This is a genomic window from Streptomyces sp. NRRL S-37, from assembly GCF_000721605.1.
Taxonomy (GTDB): Bacteria; Actinomycetota; Actinomycetes; order Streptomycetales; family Streptomycetaceae; genus Streptomyces.
Genome location: NZ_JOIZ01000018.1, coordinates 14,047 through 31,884 on the forward strand (window position 1 = coordinate 14,047; position 17,838 = coordinate 31,884).

Here is a 17,838-nt window from a genome sequence, read left to right on the forward strand (position 1 = left end):
CCCGCGGCGGGGGCCCGGTCCCCCGCGACACGTGAACGGCGGCAGGACCCCTCACGGGGCCTGCCGTCTCGCGTTTCCCTCCCCCTCCGCGTCGATGTGCGGCATCACCCGGTCCAGCCACCGCGGTGTCCACCAGGCGTGCCGCCCCAGCAGGGTCATCACGGCCGGCACCAGCAGCAGCCGTACGACGGTGGCGTCGATGAGGACGCTGACCGCCAGGCCCAGGCCGAGCATCTTGACCACGACGTCATCGCTGACGACGAACGCCGCGAACACGCTCACCATGATCAGCGCGGCGCAGGTGATGACCCGCGCGGTGATCTCCAGGGCATGGGCGACCGACGCCTTCGCGTCCCCGGTGCGCAGCCAGGCCTCGTGGACGCGGGAGAGCAGGAAGATCTCGTAGTCCATGCTGAGGCCGAAGATGATGGCGAACATCATCATCGGCACATAGCTCTCGATCGGCACCGTGCCGGAGACCCCGAGCGCGGGCCCGCCCCAGCCCCACTGGAAGACGGCGACGACGACGCCGTACGAGGCGGTGATGGAGAGCACGTTGAGGACGGCCGCCTTGACGGCGACGAGCAGACCGCGGAACACCGCGAGGATGATCAGGAAGGCCAGGGCGACCACCACGGCGATGATCAGCGGCAGCCGCTCGGCGACGATGTCCCGGAAGTCGATCTGCGCCGCCGTCGTCCCGGTGACGTAGGTGGCGGCGTCCGTGCCCCGTACGGCGTCCGGCAGGGTGTCGTCCACCAGGCGGTTGGTCAGGCCGGTGGTCGTGGCGCTCTGCGGGGAGGCCGTCGAGTACACCGTGCCGACCAGCACGTCGCCGTCCTGGGTGGGCGTCAGGGGGGTGACGGCGGCCGCCCCCGCGACGCCGTCCAGTGTCTTCTGCGCCTGCGAGGCGAGATCGGACCGCTGGGAGTCCGGTACGGACGACTGGTCGATGACGACGGTGAGCGGGCCGTTGGAACCGGGACCGAAGGCGTCGGTCATCAGGTCGTAGGCACGGCGGTCGGTGAAGGACGTGGGGTCGGCGCCGTCACCGATGTGACCGAGCTGGATCGAGAACACCGGGACCGCGAGCACGGCGATCGTGGCGACGCCCGCCGCCAGGAACCACCACGGCCGGCGCTCCACACGCTGCGCGTACCGGTGCCAGGTGCCGCCGGGCTCCGCACCGGGCCCGGCGCCGGTCTCGGCCACCGGCCGGCGCACCCGGTAGCGGTCGATGCGCCCGCCGATCAGGCCCAGCAGGGCCGGCACCAGGGTGAGCGCGCCGGCGACGGCGGAGACGACGGTGACGGCGGCGGCCAGCCCGAGCTTGGAGATGAAGGAGACGCCGGACACGGAGAGACCGGCCAGCGCGATGATCACCGTACAGCCGGAGACGAGCACGGCACGCCCGCTGGTGGCGGTGGCGTGCCCGGCGGCCCGTACCGGATCCTCGCCGTCCATGACGTCCTGCCGGTACCGGGTGATCAGGAAGAGCGCGTAGTCGATGCCGACGCCGAGGCCGATCATCGTGGCCAGCGTCGGCGAGACCGTGGCGAAGGTGAACGCGGCGGCCAGCAGTCCGAGGACGGCGAGCCCGCCGACCACCCCGATCAGCGCCGTCAGCAGGGGGATCCCGGCGGCGAGCACACTCCCGAAGCCGACCAGCAGCACGACGATCGCCACCGCGAAGCCGATCAGCTCGCTCACCCGGTCGTCCGCGGCGGGCCGGGCCAGTTCGCCGAGCGGCCCGCCGTACTCGACCTGCGCGCCGGCCTCCCGCAGCGGCTGTACGGCGTCGTCCACCCCGTGCAGGTAGCCGTCGCCGAGGGTCGAGGGCTGTACGTCGAAACGGACCGTGATGTAGCCCGTCCTCCCGTCGGACGACAGCGGTCCGACGTCCGGTCCCGACGGGCCGGAGGAGGGTGCGGACAGCGGATTCTGCGCGGACAGGACGTGCGGCAGCTTCTCCAGGTCGCCGACCGCGGTGGACATCTGACCGCCGAGGGCGGTCAGTTGCCGCTGGTCGTCGTGGAGGACGATCTGGCTGCTGTAGCCCCCGGCCTGTGGATCGTGCCGCTGGAGGACCTCGACGCCCTGCTGGGACTGGGTGTCCGGCAGAGTGAAGTCGTCGGAGTAGGATCCGCCGGCCGAGCGGCTCGCGACCTGCAGGGCCACCAGGGCCACGAGCCATGCCACGATCACCACGACGAAGTGGTGCGCGCACCACTCACCCAGCCGTCGCAGGACACCCGCCCGCGCACCTGCCGTGCCGCGCCTGGAAGGCATGGGCATGTCCCCTCCGCCCGGCCGGGCGATTCCCGGTCCCTCCTCCATTACAGGCGTGCACCGTCGCCCCGGCACCTCGACCGTTCTCGCCTCCGCCGGCCCCCTTCCCGTTCCCGGAGGCGGAGCCCCGGGCCGGGACGGGAGCGACCGCGCCCCGGCCGGCCGTCCGGCCCGGTGCCGGTCGCGGTCGGCTGTGACGGAAGCCACGCTTCCTGCCGCCGGTGTGTGACACTTGACGCCGAGGCCGCGAGAGGGGAGTCGCCGTGGACGAGGGGACAGTGGGCACGCACGAGGAGACGGACGGGGCGGCGACCGCGCGCCACGCCCGCTTCGGCCGCCTCCCGGAGCCGGTCAGGGCGGAGGACATGGTCGAGGAGCGCCCGGCCGTCGCGCCGGACCCGGCCCGCAACGCCTACGACGCGGACGAGTGGCTGGTGCGGTACTGCCTGTGAGGCCGCCGCCGCGTCCCCGTACGCGGGAGGAGCGCCGTACGCCTCCGCCGGTACGGGAGGCGTGCGCGTACCCCTCGGCGGGGCCCGCCGCCGGGCGCGGCAGGCCGCCGGCATCACCGTCCTCCCGTTTCGCGCCCCGCGCACACCCGTCCGGCGATCGGCGGCCGGGCGGCGGTCAGGGGCCGGGCCGCCGGTCGTACGCCGTCAGCAGCAGCGCCACGTCGTCCGGGCGGTCCTCGGTCCGGCGGGCCGTCCTGACCAGCCGGTCGGCGAGCTCCTCGACCGAGTCGGCGCGGCTGCGCGCCAGACAGCGGCGGACCACCTCGATGCCCGTCTCGATGTCACCGCCGGGGACCTCCACCAGCCCGTCCGTGTACAGCGCGAGAACACTGCCGGGCGCCAGGGTGAGTTCCGTGACCGGGTAGACGGCCTCCGGCTGCACCCCGAGCAGCACCCCACCGGGCAGGTCCAGGCTCTCCGTGTGCCCGTCGGGGTGGCGCAGCAGGGGCGGCGGATGGCCCGCCCGGACGGCCAGGACACGGCCGGTGACCGGGTCGAGCTCCATGTAGCAGCAGGTGGCGAAGACGTCCGTCTCCAGCTCCGCCAGCAGCCGGTTGGTGTGGGTGATGACCTCCTGCGGCGGCCGGCCGCTGGCGGCGAAGGCGTGCACCGCGCTGCGCAGCTGCCCCATGACGGCGGCGGCCCCGACACTGTGCCCCTCGACGTCACCGATGACCAGCGCCACCCCCCGCCCGGTCCTGATCACGTCGTACCAGTCGCCCCCGATGGCCATGCCCTGGGTGCCCGGCAGATAGCGGCCGGTGGTGAGCAGCCCGTCGATGGCGGGCAGCCGGTGCGGCAGCAGCCCCTCCTGCAGCCCCCGCGCCACGGCGGACTCGGCGTCGTACAGCCGGGCCCGCTCCATCGCCTGCGCGGTCAGCCCGCCCAGCGCGGTCAGCGCGGTGCGCTCCTCGGGCGTGAACCGGTGCGGCGTGCTCCAGCCGAGGATGCAGGAGCCGACCGGATGGCCGGAGGCGATCAGCGGCAGGAACGCCCAGGCGCTCATCGGGTCCAGGAGGAGCTGGGGGTAGGCGTTGACCAGTGCCTCCGGCGACTCGAAGAAGAGCGGCAGCCGGGTGGTCAGGGCATGCACACCGGGCAGGTTCGCGTTGAGCGGCACCCCTTCGAAACCGTCGAGGAAGTGCTCCGGATAACCGGACTCCCACAGCAGGTGCATCCGGTTGTCCCGGATCGTGTACAGGGCGATCTCCTGCGCGCCGAACGCGGGCAGCAGCTGCTCGGCGACGGCCAGGCAGACGTCCCGGACGGTGACGGCCTCGGTCAGCACACTGGCCATCTGCACGACGTGGTAGAGGGCTCCCGCGCGGGCCGTCGCGACCGGCTCCGGGGCCGTCGCGTTCCCGCCGGCCGGTGTCAGGAACCGGCCCGGCTCGGCCCCGGCGGGGGCGCTGGTGCGGAAGACGCGGCCGGTCAGCCCGTGCACCCCGGGATAGAGCACGAACCCCAGCCAGACGCCGTCCGGGTCCTGCACCAGGTACGACACCGGCTCCTGCGACAGCATCGCCGCCCGGTAGCGGTCCTCGTACGCCGGATCGCGCAGCCAGGTGAGCACTTCCCACGGATAGTGGCCGAGCATGTGTTCCAGGTCGTAGCCCAGCAGTTCCTGGCAACGGCGGTTGGCGTAGACGACCCGGCCGTCCTGGTCCAGGGAGAACACCCCGTCGGGCAGCCGCTCGGCGGCCTCCGCCGCGGTGACCCCGCCGACCGCGTCGACGAGGGCGCCCACCAGGAGCCGGGCGGCCCCCTCCGCCTGTACGACGTGCCCCCACAGTTCGACCGGCCGGTAGCGGATCCGTCCGTCGTCCCCGGCCTCGTCCAGGACCCTGAAGTGCCGGCCCCTGATCTGCCCGGTGTCCGCCGCCTCCCGCCGGCCCGCCCGCAGTTCGTACAGGTCGTCGGGGGAGACCCGGCCCTCGACCTCCGCCGTGGTGCCGCCGAACTCCTCCCGGGCGACGCCCAGGAGGGACAGCGCGTCGTCGTCCCCCGACCAGCGGTCGCTGTCCAGGTCCCACTCGATCATGCCGACCGACACGGCCCCGAGGGAGGGGGCGGGCAGCTTCACACTGACCGGCTGGTCGTCGTAGTCGATGCCGTACGCGACGGCGTCCGCGCCCTCCCTGCCGGGCATCCGGCGGGCGAACTCGGTGAGGCGCTCCTCCATGTCCCGCCCGGCGTCGTGCAGTGCCGCCCGCACCACCCGCTCGGCCGGCGGTTCCCCGGCGGCCGACCGCAGGACGGACAGGACGCCCACGGGTTCGCCGTCGACGTGCACCGGGTGGAAGGCGGAGCCGAACGCGTACGGCAGCGCGGCGGTGAACTGCGGGAAGCGCAGCATCGTGGCCCGCTCGTCCGGCAGCCACAGGCTCTCGTTCCTGCGGTACGCCTCGGACATGGGCAGTGCGCCGCCCACGGGCACCCGCCACCAGGTCCTCAGCAGCGACCGCGGAACGCCGGCGACCACGCACAGCACCAGCGAGCGCCGGTCCCGCGAGCGCAGGTACACCAGTCCGCCGTATCCGCCGATGTCCTGGACCGCCGCCACCACGGGCTCCGCGAGCGCGTCCTCGATCCGGGCCGCCGGACGCGCCGTCCGGGGCTCCTCCGCGTCCGGCCCCTTCCCGGCGCCGCGGCCGGGCACGCCCGCCGGCCGCTCCCCACGCGGTGCGGCGGCTGCATCATCCATGTCGCGTCCTCCCGGCGTGGACGCACGGGACATCCGTTCGCTTCCCACCAGGATGTGTCATGCCGGACGGTCCGGCGCGGCGGAGCCGCAACCTTTGGGTCATCCCGGTCGTCTCACCCGATACCAGAAGGATATGAGCCCAGGGGGCAGAAAATGCTTCGAAAGAGAACAATCTGTGCGACTCTCGTGCTCGTGGGCGCCGCGCTGACCACGGCGGCCGTCCCGGCCGTCGCCGGCCAGCCGACGGCGGCCCGGGCCACGGCGTGCCAGGCCGACTGGGGCAGCCTGCCCAAGGCCGGCTCCGACAGCACGGCCACACCGGTACGGGACGTCAGGACCGGACGGCACGCCTGCTACGACCGCATGGTCGTCGACCTGCCCGGCGCCCCCCTCGGCGGCATCGGCTACTCGGTCCGGTACGTCGACCGCCTTCACCAGGACGGATCGGGCCGGCACGTCCCCGTCTCCGGCGGCGCCGTCCTCGAGGTGCGGGTGGCCGCGCCCGCGTACGCCCCCGAGACCGGCGAGCCCACCTACCCCGCGCGCGCCGGACGTCCTCTGCCGGGCGTGGACCTCACCGGGTACCGCACGTTCAGGGACGCGCGGTTCGCCGGCAGCTTCGAGGGCGAGACCCAGATCGGGCTTGGTGTGCGGGCGCGGCTGCCGTTCCGGGTACTGCGGTTCGACGGCCGTCTCGTGATCGACGTCGCCCACGACTGGACCGGCGGCCGCTGAGCGCCTGCCGTCGGACGGTCACCGCCGCGGGCCGCCCGTCTCGCAGACCTGGCGCGCCACCTCGCGCAGTTTGGTGTTGGTGCGCTGGGACCGGGTGCGCAGGATGTCGAAGGCCTGGTCCTCCGTGACCCGGTGGCGGCCCATCAGGATGCCCATCGCCTCGCCGATCAGATGCCGCGTGGCGATGGCGTCCTGCAGCTGGGCGTCGGCCCTGGCGGTGGAGAAGGCGACCGCCGCGTGGGAGGCCAGCAGCCAGCCGGCCGTCTCGCTGTCCTCGGTGAACATGCCCGGCCTGCGGGAGTACATGTTGAGGGCCCCCAGCTCCTCCTCCCGCGTGTACAGCAGGAAACCCATCATGCTGCCCACCCCGAGCTCCCGGCAGCGCGGCACGAAGGACGTCCAGCGTTCGGGGACCGCGGTGAAGTCGGGGATGCGGAAGACGCGTTCGGCCCGGTCGGGCCGGGCCGCGTCGAAGCAGGGGCCTTCGCGCAGACGCTCCTGGAGGCGGTCGCTGTCGGCCACGAGCTGCTCGGTCGGCGCCAGCGAACTCACCCGGTCCCCCCGCAGGACGAGGATCCCGGAGGCGTCGCAGCCGTCGACGAGCTCCACCGCTGTGCGCGAGATCCGCTCCAGGGTCGAGTCGAGGGTGTGCTCGGCCAGGAGATCACGCGCCATGGAGGCCATCTGCCGGGCGAAATTCCGCCAGTCCACCGTCCGCCTCCCTGGTTCTTGCGGTCAGCACACACCGCCCCTACCCCGCGCCGTTGTGCGGCACGCCGGTGAACGGCCCGATCCGGGGCAGACGGCGTACGTGATCTTCGCGGGTCCGCGGGACCCCGGGCGCACTCCGTACCGGCCGCCAGAGAGAGGAACCACCATGGTGACCATGCCCCAGCGCCGTACGCGTCCGACACACTGCGGGCGGCGCTTCGACCTGCGGGCCACGGCCGTGTTCTTCGGCCTGCTCGCCACCGCCCTGATCGCCGCCGGCTTCGCGGCGCGCGCGCTGGCCCCGGCCGTGCAGCGGCGCCCGGTGTGGGTCGTCGTCCTGCTGTGCGTGGCCGTCGCGACTCTGCTGGCCCACGGACGCAGACGGCGGCGGCTGTCCGCGGCGAGGATCGCCCGCCGGGCGGGCGAGGCCCTGGAACAGGCCACGACGACGGCGCTCGACGCCCTGGACACACCGGCACCGGCGCCGGCCCGCGCGTACGACGACGGCGTCCAGGCCCCCGGGGAGACGTACGACTACGCCCTCCTGGACCCCGATGAGTTCGAGGCGGCGATAGCCGAGCTGTGCGTGCGGGACGGCTGTACGCGGGTGGAGGTCGTCGGGGGAGCGGGGGACCTGGGCGCCGACGTGACGGCCCTGACCCCCGACGGCCGTCGCCTCGTCGTCCAGTGCAAGCGCTACGGCGACGACAACAAGGTGGGCTCGCAGGACCTCCAGCGCTTCGGCGGCACCTGCTTCACCGTCCACGAGGCGGACGTCGCCCTCGTCGTCACCACCAGCGACTTCACCGCGCCGGCCGTCGAGTACGCCGAGCAGTGCGGCATCGTGTGCGTGAACCGCGACGCCCTGCTCGCCTGGAGCGGGGGACGGGCGCCGGAACCCTGGGCGGCGGGCGTGTACGAGGCGTAGGCCCGGCTGCTGTCAGTGCCGGATGCCATCCTGCCGGTATGGACGAACGGGAGTTCATGCGCGGCAGGGTCTACGGCGCGGACCACGACGATCCGGGCCCGCGCGACGGGAGGTCGTACGTGGAGCTGGCCGGGGGCCCGCTGGACGGTCTGCTGCTGGACGTCACCGGCCGCAGCGAGACGGAACTGAGGCACGGCGTCGGCCTGCCCACCGAGATGGGCCGCTACGGCGCGGGCGGACGCGCGGTGTACGCGCCCCGCGACACCGGCGCCCGGGTGTACGACTGGAGGGGCGACGTTCCCTGACCGTCCGGCCGGGTACCCGGGGCGTCCCGGACGCGAGGAGACGGAGCGGGCCATGGGACTGCTGACGGAAGGCGGCTCGCTGCTGCGCGACCGGATCGGTCACGCGATCTTCTCCCGGGTCGCCGGACCGGACGGCCCGGACAACCGCACACGCATCCACGACACGCCCGGCCCGCGCTGGTTCGGCCCCGACCGGCCGGTCAGGAGGGTGCACGGGGACGCGTCGATGTTCATCGGCGGGCTGTCGGCCCTGCTGCTGCAGTCGCTCCACCCGCTGGCCATGGCCGCCGTCGCCGGGCACTCCGGGTTCCGCGGTGACCCCTGGGGGCGCCTCCAGCGGACCAGCACCTTCCTCGCCGTCACCACGTACGGCACCGCCGACAGCGCCCAGCGGGCCGTCGACCGGGTGCGGGCGGTCCACGAGACGGTGCGCGGCACCACCGCCGACGGCGAGGAGTACCGGGCGTCCGACCCCCGCCTGCTGTGCTGGGTGCACATCGCCGAGGTCGACATGTTCCTGCGCGCCCACCAGCGCTACGGAGCCCGTCCCCTGGACGAGGAGGGCTGCGACGCGTACGTCGCCGACATGGCGAGGATCGCCACCGCGCTCGGCGTGCCCGACCCGCCGGTCGACCGGGCCGGACTCGCCGAGCGGCTGGCCGCCTACCGCGGCGAGCTGCGCGCCACCCCCGAGGCCCGCTCCACCGCCCGCTTCCTGCTGCTCCGCCCGCCCGTCCCCCTGCTGGCCAGACTGCCGTACGGCGCCCTCGCCGCCAACTCGGTCTCCCTGCTCCCCGTCTGGGCCTCCCGCGCGCTGTGGCTGCCCCGCATACCCCCGGCCGAGGGCGTCTGCGTACGCCCCCTCGGCACCACCGTCACCGCGGTCATCCGCTGGGCCCTGACCCCGCCCCACGACACGCCCCCCTGACCCCGAACACACTCACCACGCCGACCACGCCAGCCGCGCCGACCGCGCCAGCCGCGTCAGCCGCGTCAGCCGCGCCGACCGCGCCAGCCGCGGGCAGTCGTGCCGCAGGGCGGCACGGGTGGGCGCGACGGCACCCCGCAAACGCCGGGCCGCGCAACCCCGCCCCCGGCCCACACCGACAAGGGGCACCTCGCAAACGCCGGGCCGCGCGCCCCCCGGCCCACCAGCACGGGACACCCGCAAGCACCGGCCACGCCCCCGGTTGACCTCACCGAGGAGGGGCACTCAGTGCAGACCGACATCACTCACGGACACGGGAGGCCGAAGTGGCGGTCCGCCATCACCTGATCAGGACGAGCCCGCAGTCCGTCTGGTCCGTCCTGGAGGACGGCACCCGGTACGCGGACTGGGTCGTGGGCACCTCCTCGTCGAAACCGGTACGCGGACAGTGGCCGCGCCTCGGCTCGGCGATCGGCTACGAGGTCCGCCTCGGCCCCCTGCACCTGACCAACGAGACCGTCGTCCGGCGCTGTGCGCCCGGCGAGGTACTGGAACTCGAGGCCAAGGCCGGCCCCCTCGGCACCGCCCGCATCGCCATCGAACTGCGCCCCTGGGGCGACCACTGCCTGGTCATCGTGGACGAACACCCCCTGCGGGGCGCCGGCGGCACGGTGCACAACGTGGCCGTGGAGGCCCTGATCCAGATCCGCCACCGCGCCATGCTCGCCAGACTGGCGAAGATCTGTGAGACCGACGCGGCCGAGACCGAGCGGCGCCGCCCCCTCGGCCAGGTGGTGTCACCGGCCCCCGGCGAGGGAGGCGCCCGTGCCTGACGCCGTGGTGATCGGGGCCGGCCCCAACGGACTGGTCGCGGCCAACCTGCTCGCCGACGCCGGCTGGAGCGTCGAGGTGCTGGAGGAACAGCCGGAGCCCGGCGGGGCCGTACGCCACGACCGGGGCACCGACCCCGAGTTCGTCAGCGACCTCTGCAGCTCCTTCTACCCGCTCGCCGCCGCCTCCCCGGTCGTCTCCGGACTGCGCCTGGAGCGTCACGGGCTGCGCTGGAGCCACGCCCCGCACGTGGTCGCGCACCCCCTGAGCGACGGCCGGTGCGCGGTCCTCGACCGTCGCGTCGACGTCACCGCCGACTCGCTGGAGGCCTTCGCACCGGGCGACGGGGCCGCCTGGCACCGTCTGCACGACATGTGGGAGAACCTCAGGCCGGACCTCCTGGACGCCCTGTTCACCCCCTTCCCGCCCGTCCGTTCCGGGCTCCGGCTGGCCGTCAAACTGCGCGGCACGGGCGGGCTGCGCATGGCGCGCACCCTGGTCCTGCCGGTGCGCCGGATGGCGGAGGAGGAGTTCCGGGGCGAGGGCGGAGGGCTGCTGCTGGCCGGGAACGCCCTCCACGCCGACCTGGCACCGGAGGCCGCGGGCAGCGGCGGCTTCGGCTGGCTGATGACGATGCTCGGACAGACCTACGGCTTCCCCGTGCCGGCCGGCGGCGCCGGAGCCCTCACCGAGGCCCTGGTACGCCGGCTGGAGTCGCGCGGCGGGGTGCTGCGCTGCGGCAGACACGTCGACCGGATCCTCGTACGCGACGGCCGGGCGACGGGGGTGCGCACGGCCGACGGCGAGACGTTCGCGGCAGGCCGCGCCGTCCTCGCGGACGTCGCCGTGCCCGCCCTGTACCGCGAACTCCTCGGCCCCGAGGACGTTCCCGCCCAGACACTGGACGACCTGCGGCGCTTCCAGTGGGACTTCGCCACCTTCAAGGTCGACTGGGCGCTGGACGGCCCGGTGCCCTGGAGCTGCGAGCAGGCCGCGGGCGCCGGCACCGTCCACCTCGCGGACGGCCTCGACGAACTCACCCGCTTCGCCGCCCAGCTCGCCACCGGCACCGTCCCGGACCGCCCCTTCTGCCTGTTCGGCCAGATGACGACCGCCGACCCGTCCCGCTCCCCGCGGGGCACCGAGTCCGCGTGGGCCTACACCCACGTGCCCCACGACGTCACCGGCGACGCGGGCGGGGACTCGCTCACGGGAGCCTGGGACCCCAAGGAGCAGGAGCTCATGGCCGACCGCGTGGAGCGCCAGGTGGAACGCTTCGCGCCCGGCTTCCGGTCCACGATCAGGGCCCGGCGCGTCCTCGCCCCGCCCACCCTCCAGGCCCTCGACCGGAACCTGCGCGGCGGCGCCATCAACGGCGGCACCACGGCCATGCACCAGCAGCTCTTCTTCCGCCCGACCCCCGGCACCGGGCGCCCCGAGACCCACGTCAAGGGCCTGTACCTGGCGTCCGCCGGCGCCCACCCGGGCGGCGGCGTGCACGGCGCGCCGGGCGCCAACGCCGCACGCGCCGCGCTGCGCCGGTCCCTCGCGCCGGGACTGGCCGGGGCGCAGCGGCTGCTGGCCCGCCGTGACCGCACCGGCCGCCGGCAACCCGGCGCGGGCGGCAGCGGCGGTGGATGACCGGCGCGCACGACCCCCACGACCACGACCGACGGAGACGGGACGATGACCTCACACGACGACGGCCCCGACCTCGCCCACCGGCGCCCCGAAGGGGTGAGCGACGAGACGGTGGAGGCGCTCGGCTCACTGTCGAAGGCACTGGAGACGACCGAGCGGGCCCGCGGCCACCTCTACAGCTTCCACCAGCTCACCGGCACCGCCGACCTCGAACTCGACCGGGCGGTCGAACTGCTGCGCAAGGCCGGGCACCCGGACTGGGCGGAGACGGTGCGCACCCAGGTGCTGGGCCGCAACGTGATCCCCGGACACTGGACGTTCCAGATCGTCGAGGCCTACGACACCACGTACTACCGCCCGTTCAAGGAGCTCGAGCAGGCCGCCGTCGAGGAACTGGCCGACGGCCGGGACCACCTCTACGAGGCCGAGATGAAGGAGGCCCGCCGGACCGCCGGCCACCCCGACCACACCGCCCGCCCCGGCACCGGCCCGCGGCCCGGCGAAGGGGACGACCGGTGAGCGGCGGCGGCCCGCTGCGCGACCGTACCGTCGTGGTCACGGGCGCCGCACGCGGGATCGGCGCCGCCCTGGCCCGCGACCTCGCCGGGCGCGGCGCCCGGATCGCGCTGCTCGGCCACGAGCGGTCCGGGCTGGAGGCGGTGGCGGAGAGCCTGCCCACGCGGACGTGGGCGGGCGAGCTCGACATCACCGACGACGCCGCGCTGGAGCGGGCCGCCGAACAGGTCAGGACGCACCTCGGCACCCCCTCCGCCGTCGTCGCCAACGCCGGCGTCGCGGAGGGCGGCCCGTTCGTCACCTCGGACCCGGCCCTGTGGCGCCGCGTGATCGACGTCAACCTCACCGGCAGCGCGGCCACCGCCCGCGCCTTCCTGCCGGACCTGCTGGCGACGAAGGGCTACCACCTCCAGGTCGCCTCGCTGGCCTCGATCGGCGCCGCCCCGATGATGAGCGCCTACTGCGCCTCCAAGGCGGGCGTGGAGGCCTTCGCCCACTCCCTGCGCGCCGAGGTGGCGCACCACGGCGTCGCCGTCGGCATCGGCTACGTGAACTGGACCGACACCGACATGATCCGCGACGCGGACCGCCACCCCGTGCTGCGGGAGCTGCGCGGCCACATGCCGCCGCCGGCCCGGCGCCTGTACCCGGCGGACCAGGTCGCCGCCCGGCTCGCCGACGCGGTGGAACACCGCAGCACGGCCGTCTACGTGCCCCGCTGGCTGCGCCTGGCCCAGGCGGCGCGTGCCGCGCTGCCCCCGGTCGTGCTGCGGGTGGCCCGCCGGGAACTGGCCCGGCTGGAGGCCGAGGACCCGATGCGGCACACCGGGCTCCTCGGCGCCGGCGGCGAGGCCGACCGGGCCCGGACACGCACCTGACCGGGTGCGTCCGCTCAGCCCGGGAAACGCCCCGAGGAACGCAACGACCAGCGGCGCTCCGCGTAGGCCAGGTCGTCGCGCCACAGCCGCCCGGCGGCGGCCCGTACCAGCGGACGCAGCAGCGGCGCCGCACCGCGCGCCAGGGCGAATCCCGGACGGCCGGACGCCGCCACCACCGCCTCGACGACCGCAGTCCGGGGCCGCCCGCGGTCGTCGGACCCCAGGGGAGTGGCGTGTGTCTCCACCACGGACCCCACCCCCTCGCCCTCGGTGATGCGCATGACGACCGTGCGCGGTTCGGGGGCGGTGAACACCGCCCGCACCGGGACCACCAGCCGCCCCGCCACCTTGAAGGACACGTCCACGGTGAAGCCGTCCCCGTCCCCGCTCCCGTCCGGCGCGCCGGCCACGGTGAGGTCGACGAACGAGTAGGGGTGGAACCAGGCCCCGTGCCAGGGGTCCAGACGGTTGGCCACGACGTCCTCGGGCTCGCAGACCCCCGCACCGGTGTACACCGCCGTCAGGGCGCGTGCCGGGTCCGGCCGCGGCGGCACCACCGGCGCGTCCAGCGGCGCCTCGCCGCCCACCGCGTCCAGCCGGACCCACAGCAGGACGCCGTCGTCGTACGCCGGGAACGGCTCCCAGCCCGCGAAGGGCCCGCCGTCCAGGGCGAGTCCGTGCCAGTGGCACACCAGCGTGCCGCAGCGCACCGGACTGTCCCGCAGCGGAGCGCCCAGATGCGGGCAGATCCCGGGCCCGGCGACCGGACGGCCGGCCGTGTCCCGCCACACCACCACCTCCTGCCCCGCCACGGTCCGCGCCAGCGGACGGTCACCGCCCATGTCGCGGGAGGCGCCGACGACGTACCAGTTGCCGGACGGACGCGCCTGCGCCCGCTTCAGCGCCCCGGCGATGACGGTGGGCCGGGCCTCGCGCCAGGTGGGACGCTGCCGCTCCCACGGCACCGGGCGCCGGCGCAGGGACAGCGGCAGGCGGCGGCGCTCCCTCCTGGATCCGGTGCTCACGCGGCCTCCCCGGGAACCGGCGGGCACGGGGTGAGCGGGCGGGCGTCCGGGCGCCGGGCGCCGCCGCGGGCCCGCAGCCGGGCGGCGGCCACCCGGGCGAGCCCGTCCGCGGCCACCACGGCACGGCGCCGGCGCGGCACCACCGCCCGCCGGTGCAGCACCGACCAGCCGTCCCGCGCCACCGCCTCCAGAATCCCGCCGTACAGCACGAACGCCGCGCGGATACACGGCCGGGACACCGGTTCCAGCATCGCGAGCCCCGGTGCCGCCTCCCGGTACACGCCCCGCGTCAGCGCCTCGAACTCCCTCAGCGCGGCGGTGACCCGCCGGTCGTGGCGGCCGGTCTCCCGGCACCAGCGCAGCAGCGCCCGGTGGACGCCGTGCGCGGCGAGCAGGTCCGCGGGCAGGTACACCCGCCCCCGGTCGAGGTCCTCGCCCACGTCCCGCAGGAAGTTGGTGAGCTGGAAGGCGACCCCGAGGGCCGCGGCGTGCGGCGCGGCCGCCTCGCGCGGGACGACCGTGCCGAGCACGGGCAGCATCTGCAGTCCGATGACCGCCGCCGAACCGTGCGTGTACCGGCGCAGGGCCGCGTAGTCGGCGTAGTCGGTGACCACCAGGTCGGAGCGCATGGCGGTCATGAAGTCGGCGAAGTGCCCGTGGTCGATGCCGTACCGGCGCGCCGTGTCGGCGACCGCCCGCACCACCGGTTCGGTGCTGTTCCCGTCCCGCAGGCCCTTGTCGAGTTCCCGCTGGAGCGCGGAGAGTCCGGCGTCCCGGCGTGCGGTGTCCGCCCCCGTGCCGAGCGCGTCGACGATGTCGTCGGCCCAGCGGGCGAAGCCGTACAGGGCGTGCACGGCGGGGCGCCGCTCGACGGGCAGCAGCCGGGTGGCGAGGAAGTATGTCCTGCCGTGCCGGGCGTTGAGCGCGCGGCAGTGGCGGTAGGCCTCGCGCAGCACCGGATCGGTGACGCCGGCCGCGTCGAGTTCACGGTCGGTCATACGGGGACCTCCTGCGTGGGGGTGAGGGGGCGACGCGGCGGCCGCGGGCCGCCGGTGATCCGTGCCGCGGCCAGCTTCCCGGACAGCAGCACGGTCGGCACGCCGACACCGGGGGTGGTACCGCAGCCGGCCAGTACGGCGTTCTCGGTGCCGCGGACCAGGTTGCGGGGCCGGAACGGGCCCGTCTGGGCGAAGGTGTGGGCCGTGGCGAACGGCGTGCCGGCCGCATGCCCCCGCGCGTGCCAGTCCGCGGGCGTCACCACGCACTCCGCCTCCACGGCGGCCCCGAGCCCGGCCAGCCCGCGCCGCTCCAGCTCCCGCAGCAGCGCGTCCCGGTAGCCCGGCGCCAGGTCCGTCCAGGCGGCCGGGCCAGGACCGATGTCGGTGTTGGGGCACGGGGCGAGGACGTAGTGCAGATGGCGTCCCGGCGGGGCGAGGGACGGGTCGGTCGCGGTGGGCCGGGTGATGAGCAGCGACGGGTCGCTCATCAGCCGGCCGGTGCGGGTGAGCTCGTCGAAGGTGGTGCGCCAGGCGGCGCCGAAGGAGAGGGTGTGGTGCGCCAGCTGCGGCCAGGTCCGGTCGGTGCCGAGGTGCAGCACGACCGCGGAGGGGGAGTGCCGCAGCCGTACAGGGCGCCGCGGCGCGCGGCCGAGGAGCGCGTAGGCGACGGGCAGGTCGGGGGTGAGGACCACCGCGTCGCAGGGGATGCGGCCCTGGTCGGTGACGACGGCGGTGATCCGCCCGCCGGAGCGTTCCAGCCGGGTCACCTCGTGGCCGAACCGCAGGCCGGCGCCCGCGTCGGCGGCGGCGTCCGTCATGGCGCGCGGCAGCGCGTGCATCCCGCCGCGCGGGAAGTACACGCCGGCGACGGTGTCCATGTAGGCGATGACCGCGTACGCGGCCAGCGCCCGGGCCGGCGGGACGCCCGCGTACAGGGCCTGGAAGGAGAAGACCCGGCGCAGCCGCTCGTCCCGCAGGAACCGCCCGATGCGCGCGTCCAGCCGCCCGAAACCGCCCAGCGCCGCCAGCCGTACGAGGTCGGCGTTCAGCAGGCCGAGCGGGGAGTCGAAGTTGGCGTCGATGAAGCGGTGCGTCTGGACGCGGTACAGCCGCTCCAGCCAGTCGCGCAGCCGCAGATAGCCGGCGGCCTCACGGGCGCCGGCGAACCGCTCGACCTCCATGGCCATCGCCTCGGCCCCGGTGTGCACGTCGAGGCTGCTGCCGTCGGCGAAGCGGGCCCGGTACGCCGGGTGCAGCGGGACCAGCTCCACCCGCTTCCGCAGACTGTCGCCGACCGCGGCGAACGGCTCGTCGGCCAGGTCGGGCATGGTCAGCACGGTGGGCCCGGTGTCGAGCCGGTACCCGTCGAGCACCGTCCGCCCGGCCCGTCCGCCGGGCAGCGCGTCCCGTTCGACGACGGTGACGCGGCGGCCCGCGCCCAGCAGGTGCAGCGCCGCCGACAGTCCGGCCAGGCCGGCCCCCACCACGACGACATGATCCGTGCGGCCCGTCACGGTGCGGGTCACCGGCCGGTCTTCCGGCCGCCGGCCGCCCGCGCGGGCCCCGGCCGGGTGCCGCGGGGGTGCGCGTCCCGCGGTGGCCCCTCACCGGCCGCGGAGGCCAGCAGCAGCCGCAGCCGCTCCCCGCCGTGCGGATCGAGGAGGGCACCGTCGATGTGCCGCAGCCCCCGGGCCACCAGCCGGCCGATCATCGCCTCGACCGCGCTCCGCGCCCCGGTGCCCGTCAGCACCTCCCGCACCTCCTCCAGCCCCTCCTCGGTGAGCGTGCCGCGGCCGAGCGAGCGGTCCAGTACGTCCAGGGCCCGGCGGTCGCCGGCCGCCTCGGCCCGCGCGTGGGCGACCGCCACCAGACAGGTCTGCTTCCCCTCGCCGATGTCCCCGCCCGTCGGCTTGCCGGTGCGCCGCGGATCACCGAAGACGTCGTCGAGATCGTCGCGGAGCTGGAACGCCGTGCCCACACAGCGCCCGGCCGCGCACAGGGCCGCCGCGGTGCCGTCGTCCGCGCCCGCGAGCGCGGCACCGAGGGCGATCGGCCGTTCGACCGAGTACAGGGCGCTCTTGATCCGGGCGGCGCGCAGCGCGCGCGGCAGGGACCGCGCCCCCGTCGCCTGGCCGTGCAGGTCCAGGTACTGGCCGGCCACCATCTCCGTGCGCATGTCGCTCCAGAGCCGGCGCACCGCCCGCCCGGCGTCCCCTTCGAGCGGCGTCTCGGCCAGGAGGTCGTCGGCCCATACGAGCGCCAGATCGCCGGCGAGGATCGCGGTCCCGTCGCCGAGGCGTCCGGCCCGTCCGGCCGGTGCCGCGTCCGCGTACTGGGCGGCGACGTCGACGTGGAGTGTGGGCCGCGCACGGCGCAGCGCGGAGCCGTCCATCACGTCGTCGTGGACCAGCGCGCAGGTCTGCAGGAGTTCGAGCGCCGCGCCGATCCGCAGGGCCGCCCCGACCGTGGCGGCGCCCTCGCCGCCACAGGCGCGCAGCGCCCACCACAGGAAACGCGAGCGGGTGCGCTTGCCGCCCGTACGGGTGAAGTGCGCGACGCGTCCGGCCACGTCGTCGCCGAACAACGGGTCCACGTCATGTGCGCGGGCCACCCGGTCGGCCAGCACGTGATCGAGCACACGGCCGACCGCGCCGGACACGTCCCGGTCCACGGCGGACGCGTCCTCGGTGTCCGGCGGCGGCAGGGGGTGCTCCGTGCCGTACGGCGGGCCGGGTGCCGACACCGGCACCGGCCCCCCGACGAGCCGCGGCCCTGCCGGGTCGTGATCCTGCGCCTGTGTACGGCCCATCCCGGTTCCTCTCGTCCTGAACGCCGAT

At 75.2% G+C, this 17,838-nt stretch carries 16 protein-coding genes; 9 read left to right on the forward strand and 7 right to left on the reverse strand.

Annotated features, from left to right (window positions below; translation table 11 throughout):
• Positions 1 to 51 precede the first annotated feature (51 nt).
• Positions 52 to 2,289, reverse strand: coding sequence for an MMPL family transporter (locus IH50_RS0125245; RefSeq protein ID WP_030866612.1), 2,238 nt, complete (start codon positions 2,287 to 2,289; stop codon positions 52 to 54).
• A 263-nt stretch (positions 2,290 to 2,552) separates the two neighbouring features.
• Here IH50_RS0125245 and IH50_RS0125250 point away from each other — a divergent pair, with 263 nt between their 5' ends.
• Positions 2,553 to 2,741, forward strand: a complete 189-nt coding sequence (locus IH50_RS0125250) for a hypothetical protein (protein ID WP_030866615.1) — start codon at positions 2,553 to 2,555, stop codon at positions 2,739 to 2,741.
• 175 nt (positions 2,742 to 2,916) lie between these two features.
• Here the strand turns inward: IH50_RS0125250 and IH50_RS0125255 are convergent, their stop codons facing one another.
• Positions 2,917 to 5,505 (reverse strand): SpoIIE family protein phosphatase, encoded by a 2,589-nt coding sequence (locus tag IH50_RS0125255; RefSeq protein ID WP_051767452.1) that lies wholly within the window; start codon positions 5,503 to 5,505, stop codon positions 2,917 to 2,919.
• Positions 5,506 to 5,658: 153 nt separating this feature from the next.
• Here IH50_RS0125255 and IH50_RS0125260 point away from each other — a divergent pair, with 153 nt between their 5' ends.
• Positions 5,659 to 6,240 carry an AMIN-like domain-containing (lipo)protein gene (locus IH50_RS0125260; protein WP_030866622.1) on the forward strand — a complete coding sequence of 194 codons (582 nt, stop codon included), beginning with the start codon at positions 5,659 to 5,661 and terminating at the stop codon, positions 6,238 to 6,240.
• 18 nt (positions 6,241 to 6,258) lie between these two features.
• Here IH50_RS0125260 and IH50_RS0125265 read toward each other — a convergent pair whose 3' ends face one another.
• Positions 6,259 to 6,951: a GAF and ANTAR domain-containing protein gene (locus IH50_RS0125265; RefSeq protein ID WP_037872875.1), complete on the reverse strand. Its 693-nt coding sequence runs from the start codon at positions 6,949 to 6,951 to the stop codon at positions 6,259 to 6,261.
• 169 nt (positions 6,952 to 7,120) lie between these two features.
• On the opposite strand from IH50_RS0125265, the gene IH50_RS0125270 reads away from it, so the two are divergent.
• The 7 genes from IH50_RS0125270 to IH50_RS0125300 all read left to right on the forward strand — a co-directional run bounded on the left by IH50_RS0125270 (position 7,121) and on the right by IH50_RS0125300 (position 12,978).
• Positions 7,121 to 7,879 carry a restriction endonuclease gene (locus tag IH50_RS0125270; protein WP_037872888.1) on the forward strand — a complete coding sequence of 253 codons (759 nt, stop codon included), beginning with the start codon at positions 7,121 to 7,123 and terminating at the stop codon, positions 7,877 to 7,879.
• 38 nt (positions 7,880 to 7,917) lie between these two features.
• On the forward strand, positions 7,918 to 8,184 hold the full coding sequence (locus IH50_RS0125275) for a hypothetical protein (RefSeq protein ID WP_030866629.1): 267 nt from the start codon (positions 7,918 to 7,920) through the stop codon (positions 8,182 to 8,184).
• A 52-nt stretch (positions 8,185 to 8,236) separates the two neighbouring features.
• On the forward strand, positions 8,237 to 9,112 hold the full coding sequence (locus tag IH50_RS0125280) for an oxygenase MpaB family protein (RefSeq protein ID WP_030866631.1): 876 nt from the start codon (positions 8,237 to 8,239) through the stop codon (positions 9,110 to 9,112).
• 326 nt (positions 9,113 to 9,438) lie between these two features.
• Entirely contained in the window at positions 9,439 to 9,945 is a 507-nt protein-coding gene (locus IH50_RS0125285) for an SRPBCC family protein (protein WP_030866634.1), read from the forward strand.
• Complete coding sequence (locus IH50_RS0125290; RefSeq protein ID WP_030866637.1) at positions 9,938 to 11,584, forward strand: phytoene desaturase family protein; 1,647 nt, start codon at positions 9,938 to 9,940, stop codon at positions 11,582 to 11,584. The genes IH50_RS0125285 and IH50_RS0125290 overlap by 8 nt, the downstream gene beginning before the upstream one ends.
• 45 nt (positions 11,585 to 11,629) lie before the next feature.
• The gene (locus IH50_RS0125295) at positions 11,630 to 12,103 is read left to right on the forward strand and encodes a hypothetical protein (protein ID WP_030866640.1); all 474 of its coding nucleotides are present in this window, start codon (positions 11,630 to 11,632) and stop codon (positions 12,101 to 12,103) included.
• Entirely contained in the window at positions 12,100 to 12,978 is an 879-nt protein-coding gene (locus tag IH50_RS0125300) for an SDR family oxidoreductase (protein WP_037872877.1), read from the forward strand. Before IH50_RS0125295 ends, IH50_RS0125300 begins: the two co-directional genes overlap by 4 nt.
• Positions 12,979 to 12,992: 14 nt before the next feature.
• Here IH50_RS0125300 and IH50_RS0125305 read toward each other — a convergent pair whose 3' ends face one another.
• From IH50_RS0125305 to IH50_RS0125320, 4 genes are read right to left on the reverse strand one after another with little or no spacing between them, the layout of a single operon-like run.
• Positions 12,993 to 14,003 (reverse strand): DUF5914 domain-containing protein, encoded by a 1,011-nt coding sequence (locus IH50_RS0125305; RefSeq protein WP_030866645.1) that lies wholly within the window; start codon positions 14,001 to 14,003, stop codon positions 12,993 to 12,995.
• Entirely contained in the window at positions 14,000 to 15,001 is a 1,002-nt protein-coding gene (locus IH50_RS0125310; RefSeq protein ID WP_030866648.1) for a phytoene/squalene synthase family protein, read from the reverse strand. Before IH50_RS0125310 ends, IH50_RS0125305 begins: the two co-directional genes overlap by 4 nt.
• Positions 14,998 to 16,527: a phytoene desaturase gene (locus tag IH50_RS0125315; RefSeq protein ID WP_030866652.1), complete on the reverse strand. Its 1,530-nt coding sequence runs from the start codon at positions 16,525 to 16,527 to the stop codon at positions 14,998 to 15,000. The genes IH50_RS0125310 and IH50_RS0125315 overlap by 4 nt, the downstream gene beginning before the upstream one ends.
• Positions 16,524 to 17,810 (reverse strand): polyprenyl synthetase family protein, encoded by a 1,287-nt coding sequence (locus IH50_RS0125320; protein ID WP_030866656.1) that lies wholly within the window; start codon positions 17,808 to 17,810, stop codon positions 16,524 to 16,526. The genes IH50_RS0125315 and IH50_RS0125320 overlap by 4 nt, the downstream gene beginning before the upstream one ends.
• Between the last annotated feature and the right edge of the window lie 28 nt (positions 17,811 to 17,838).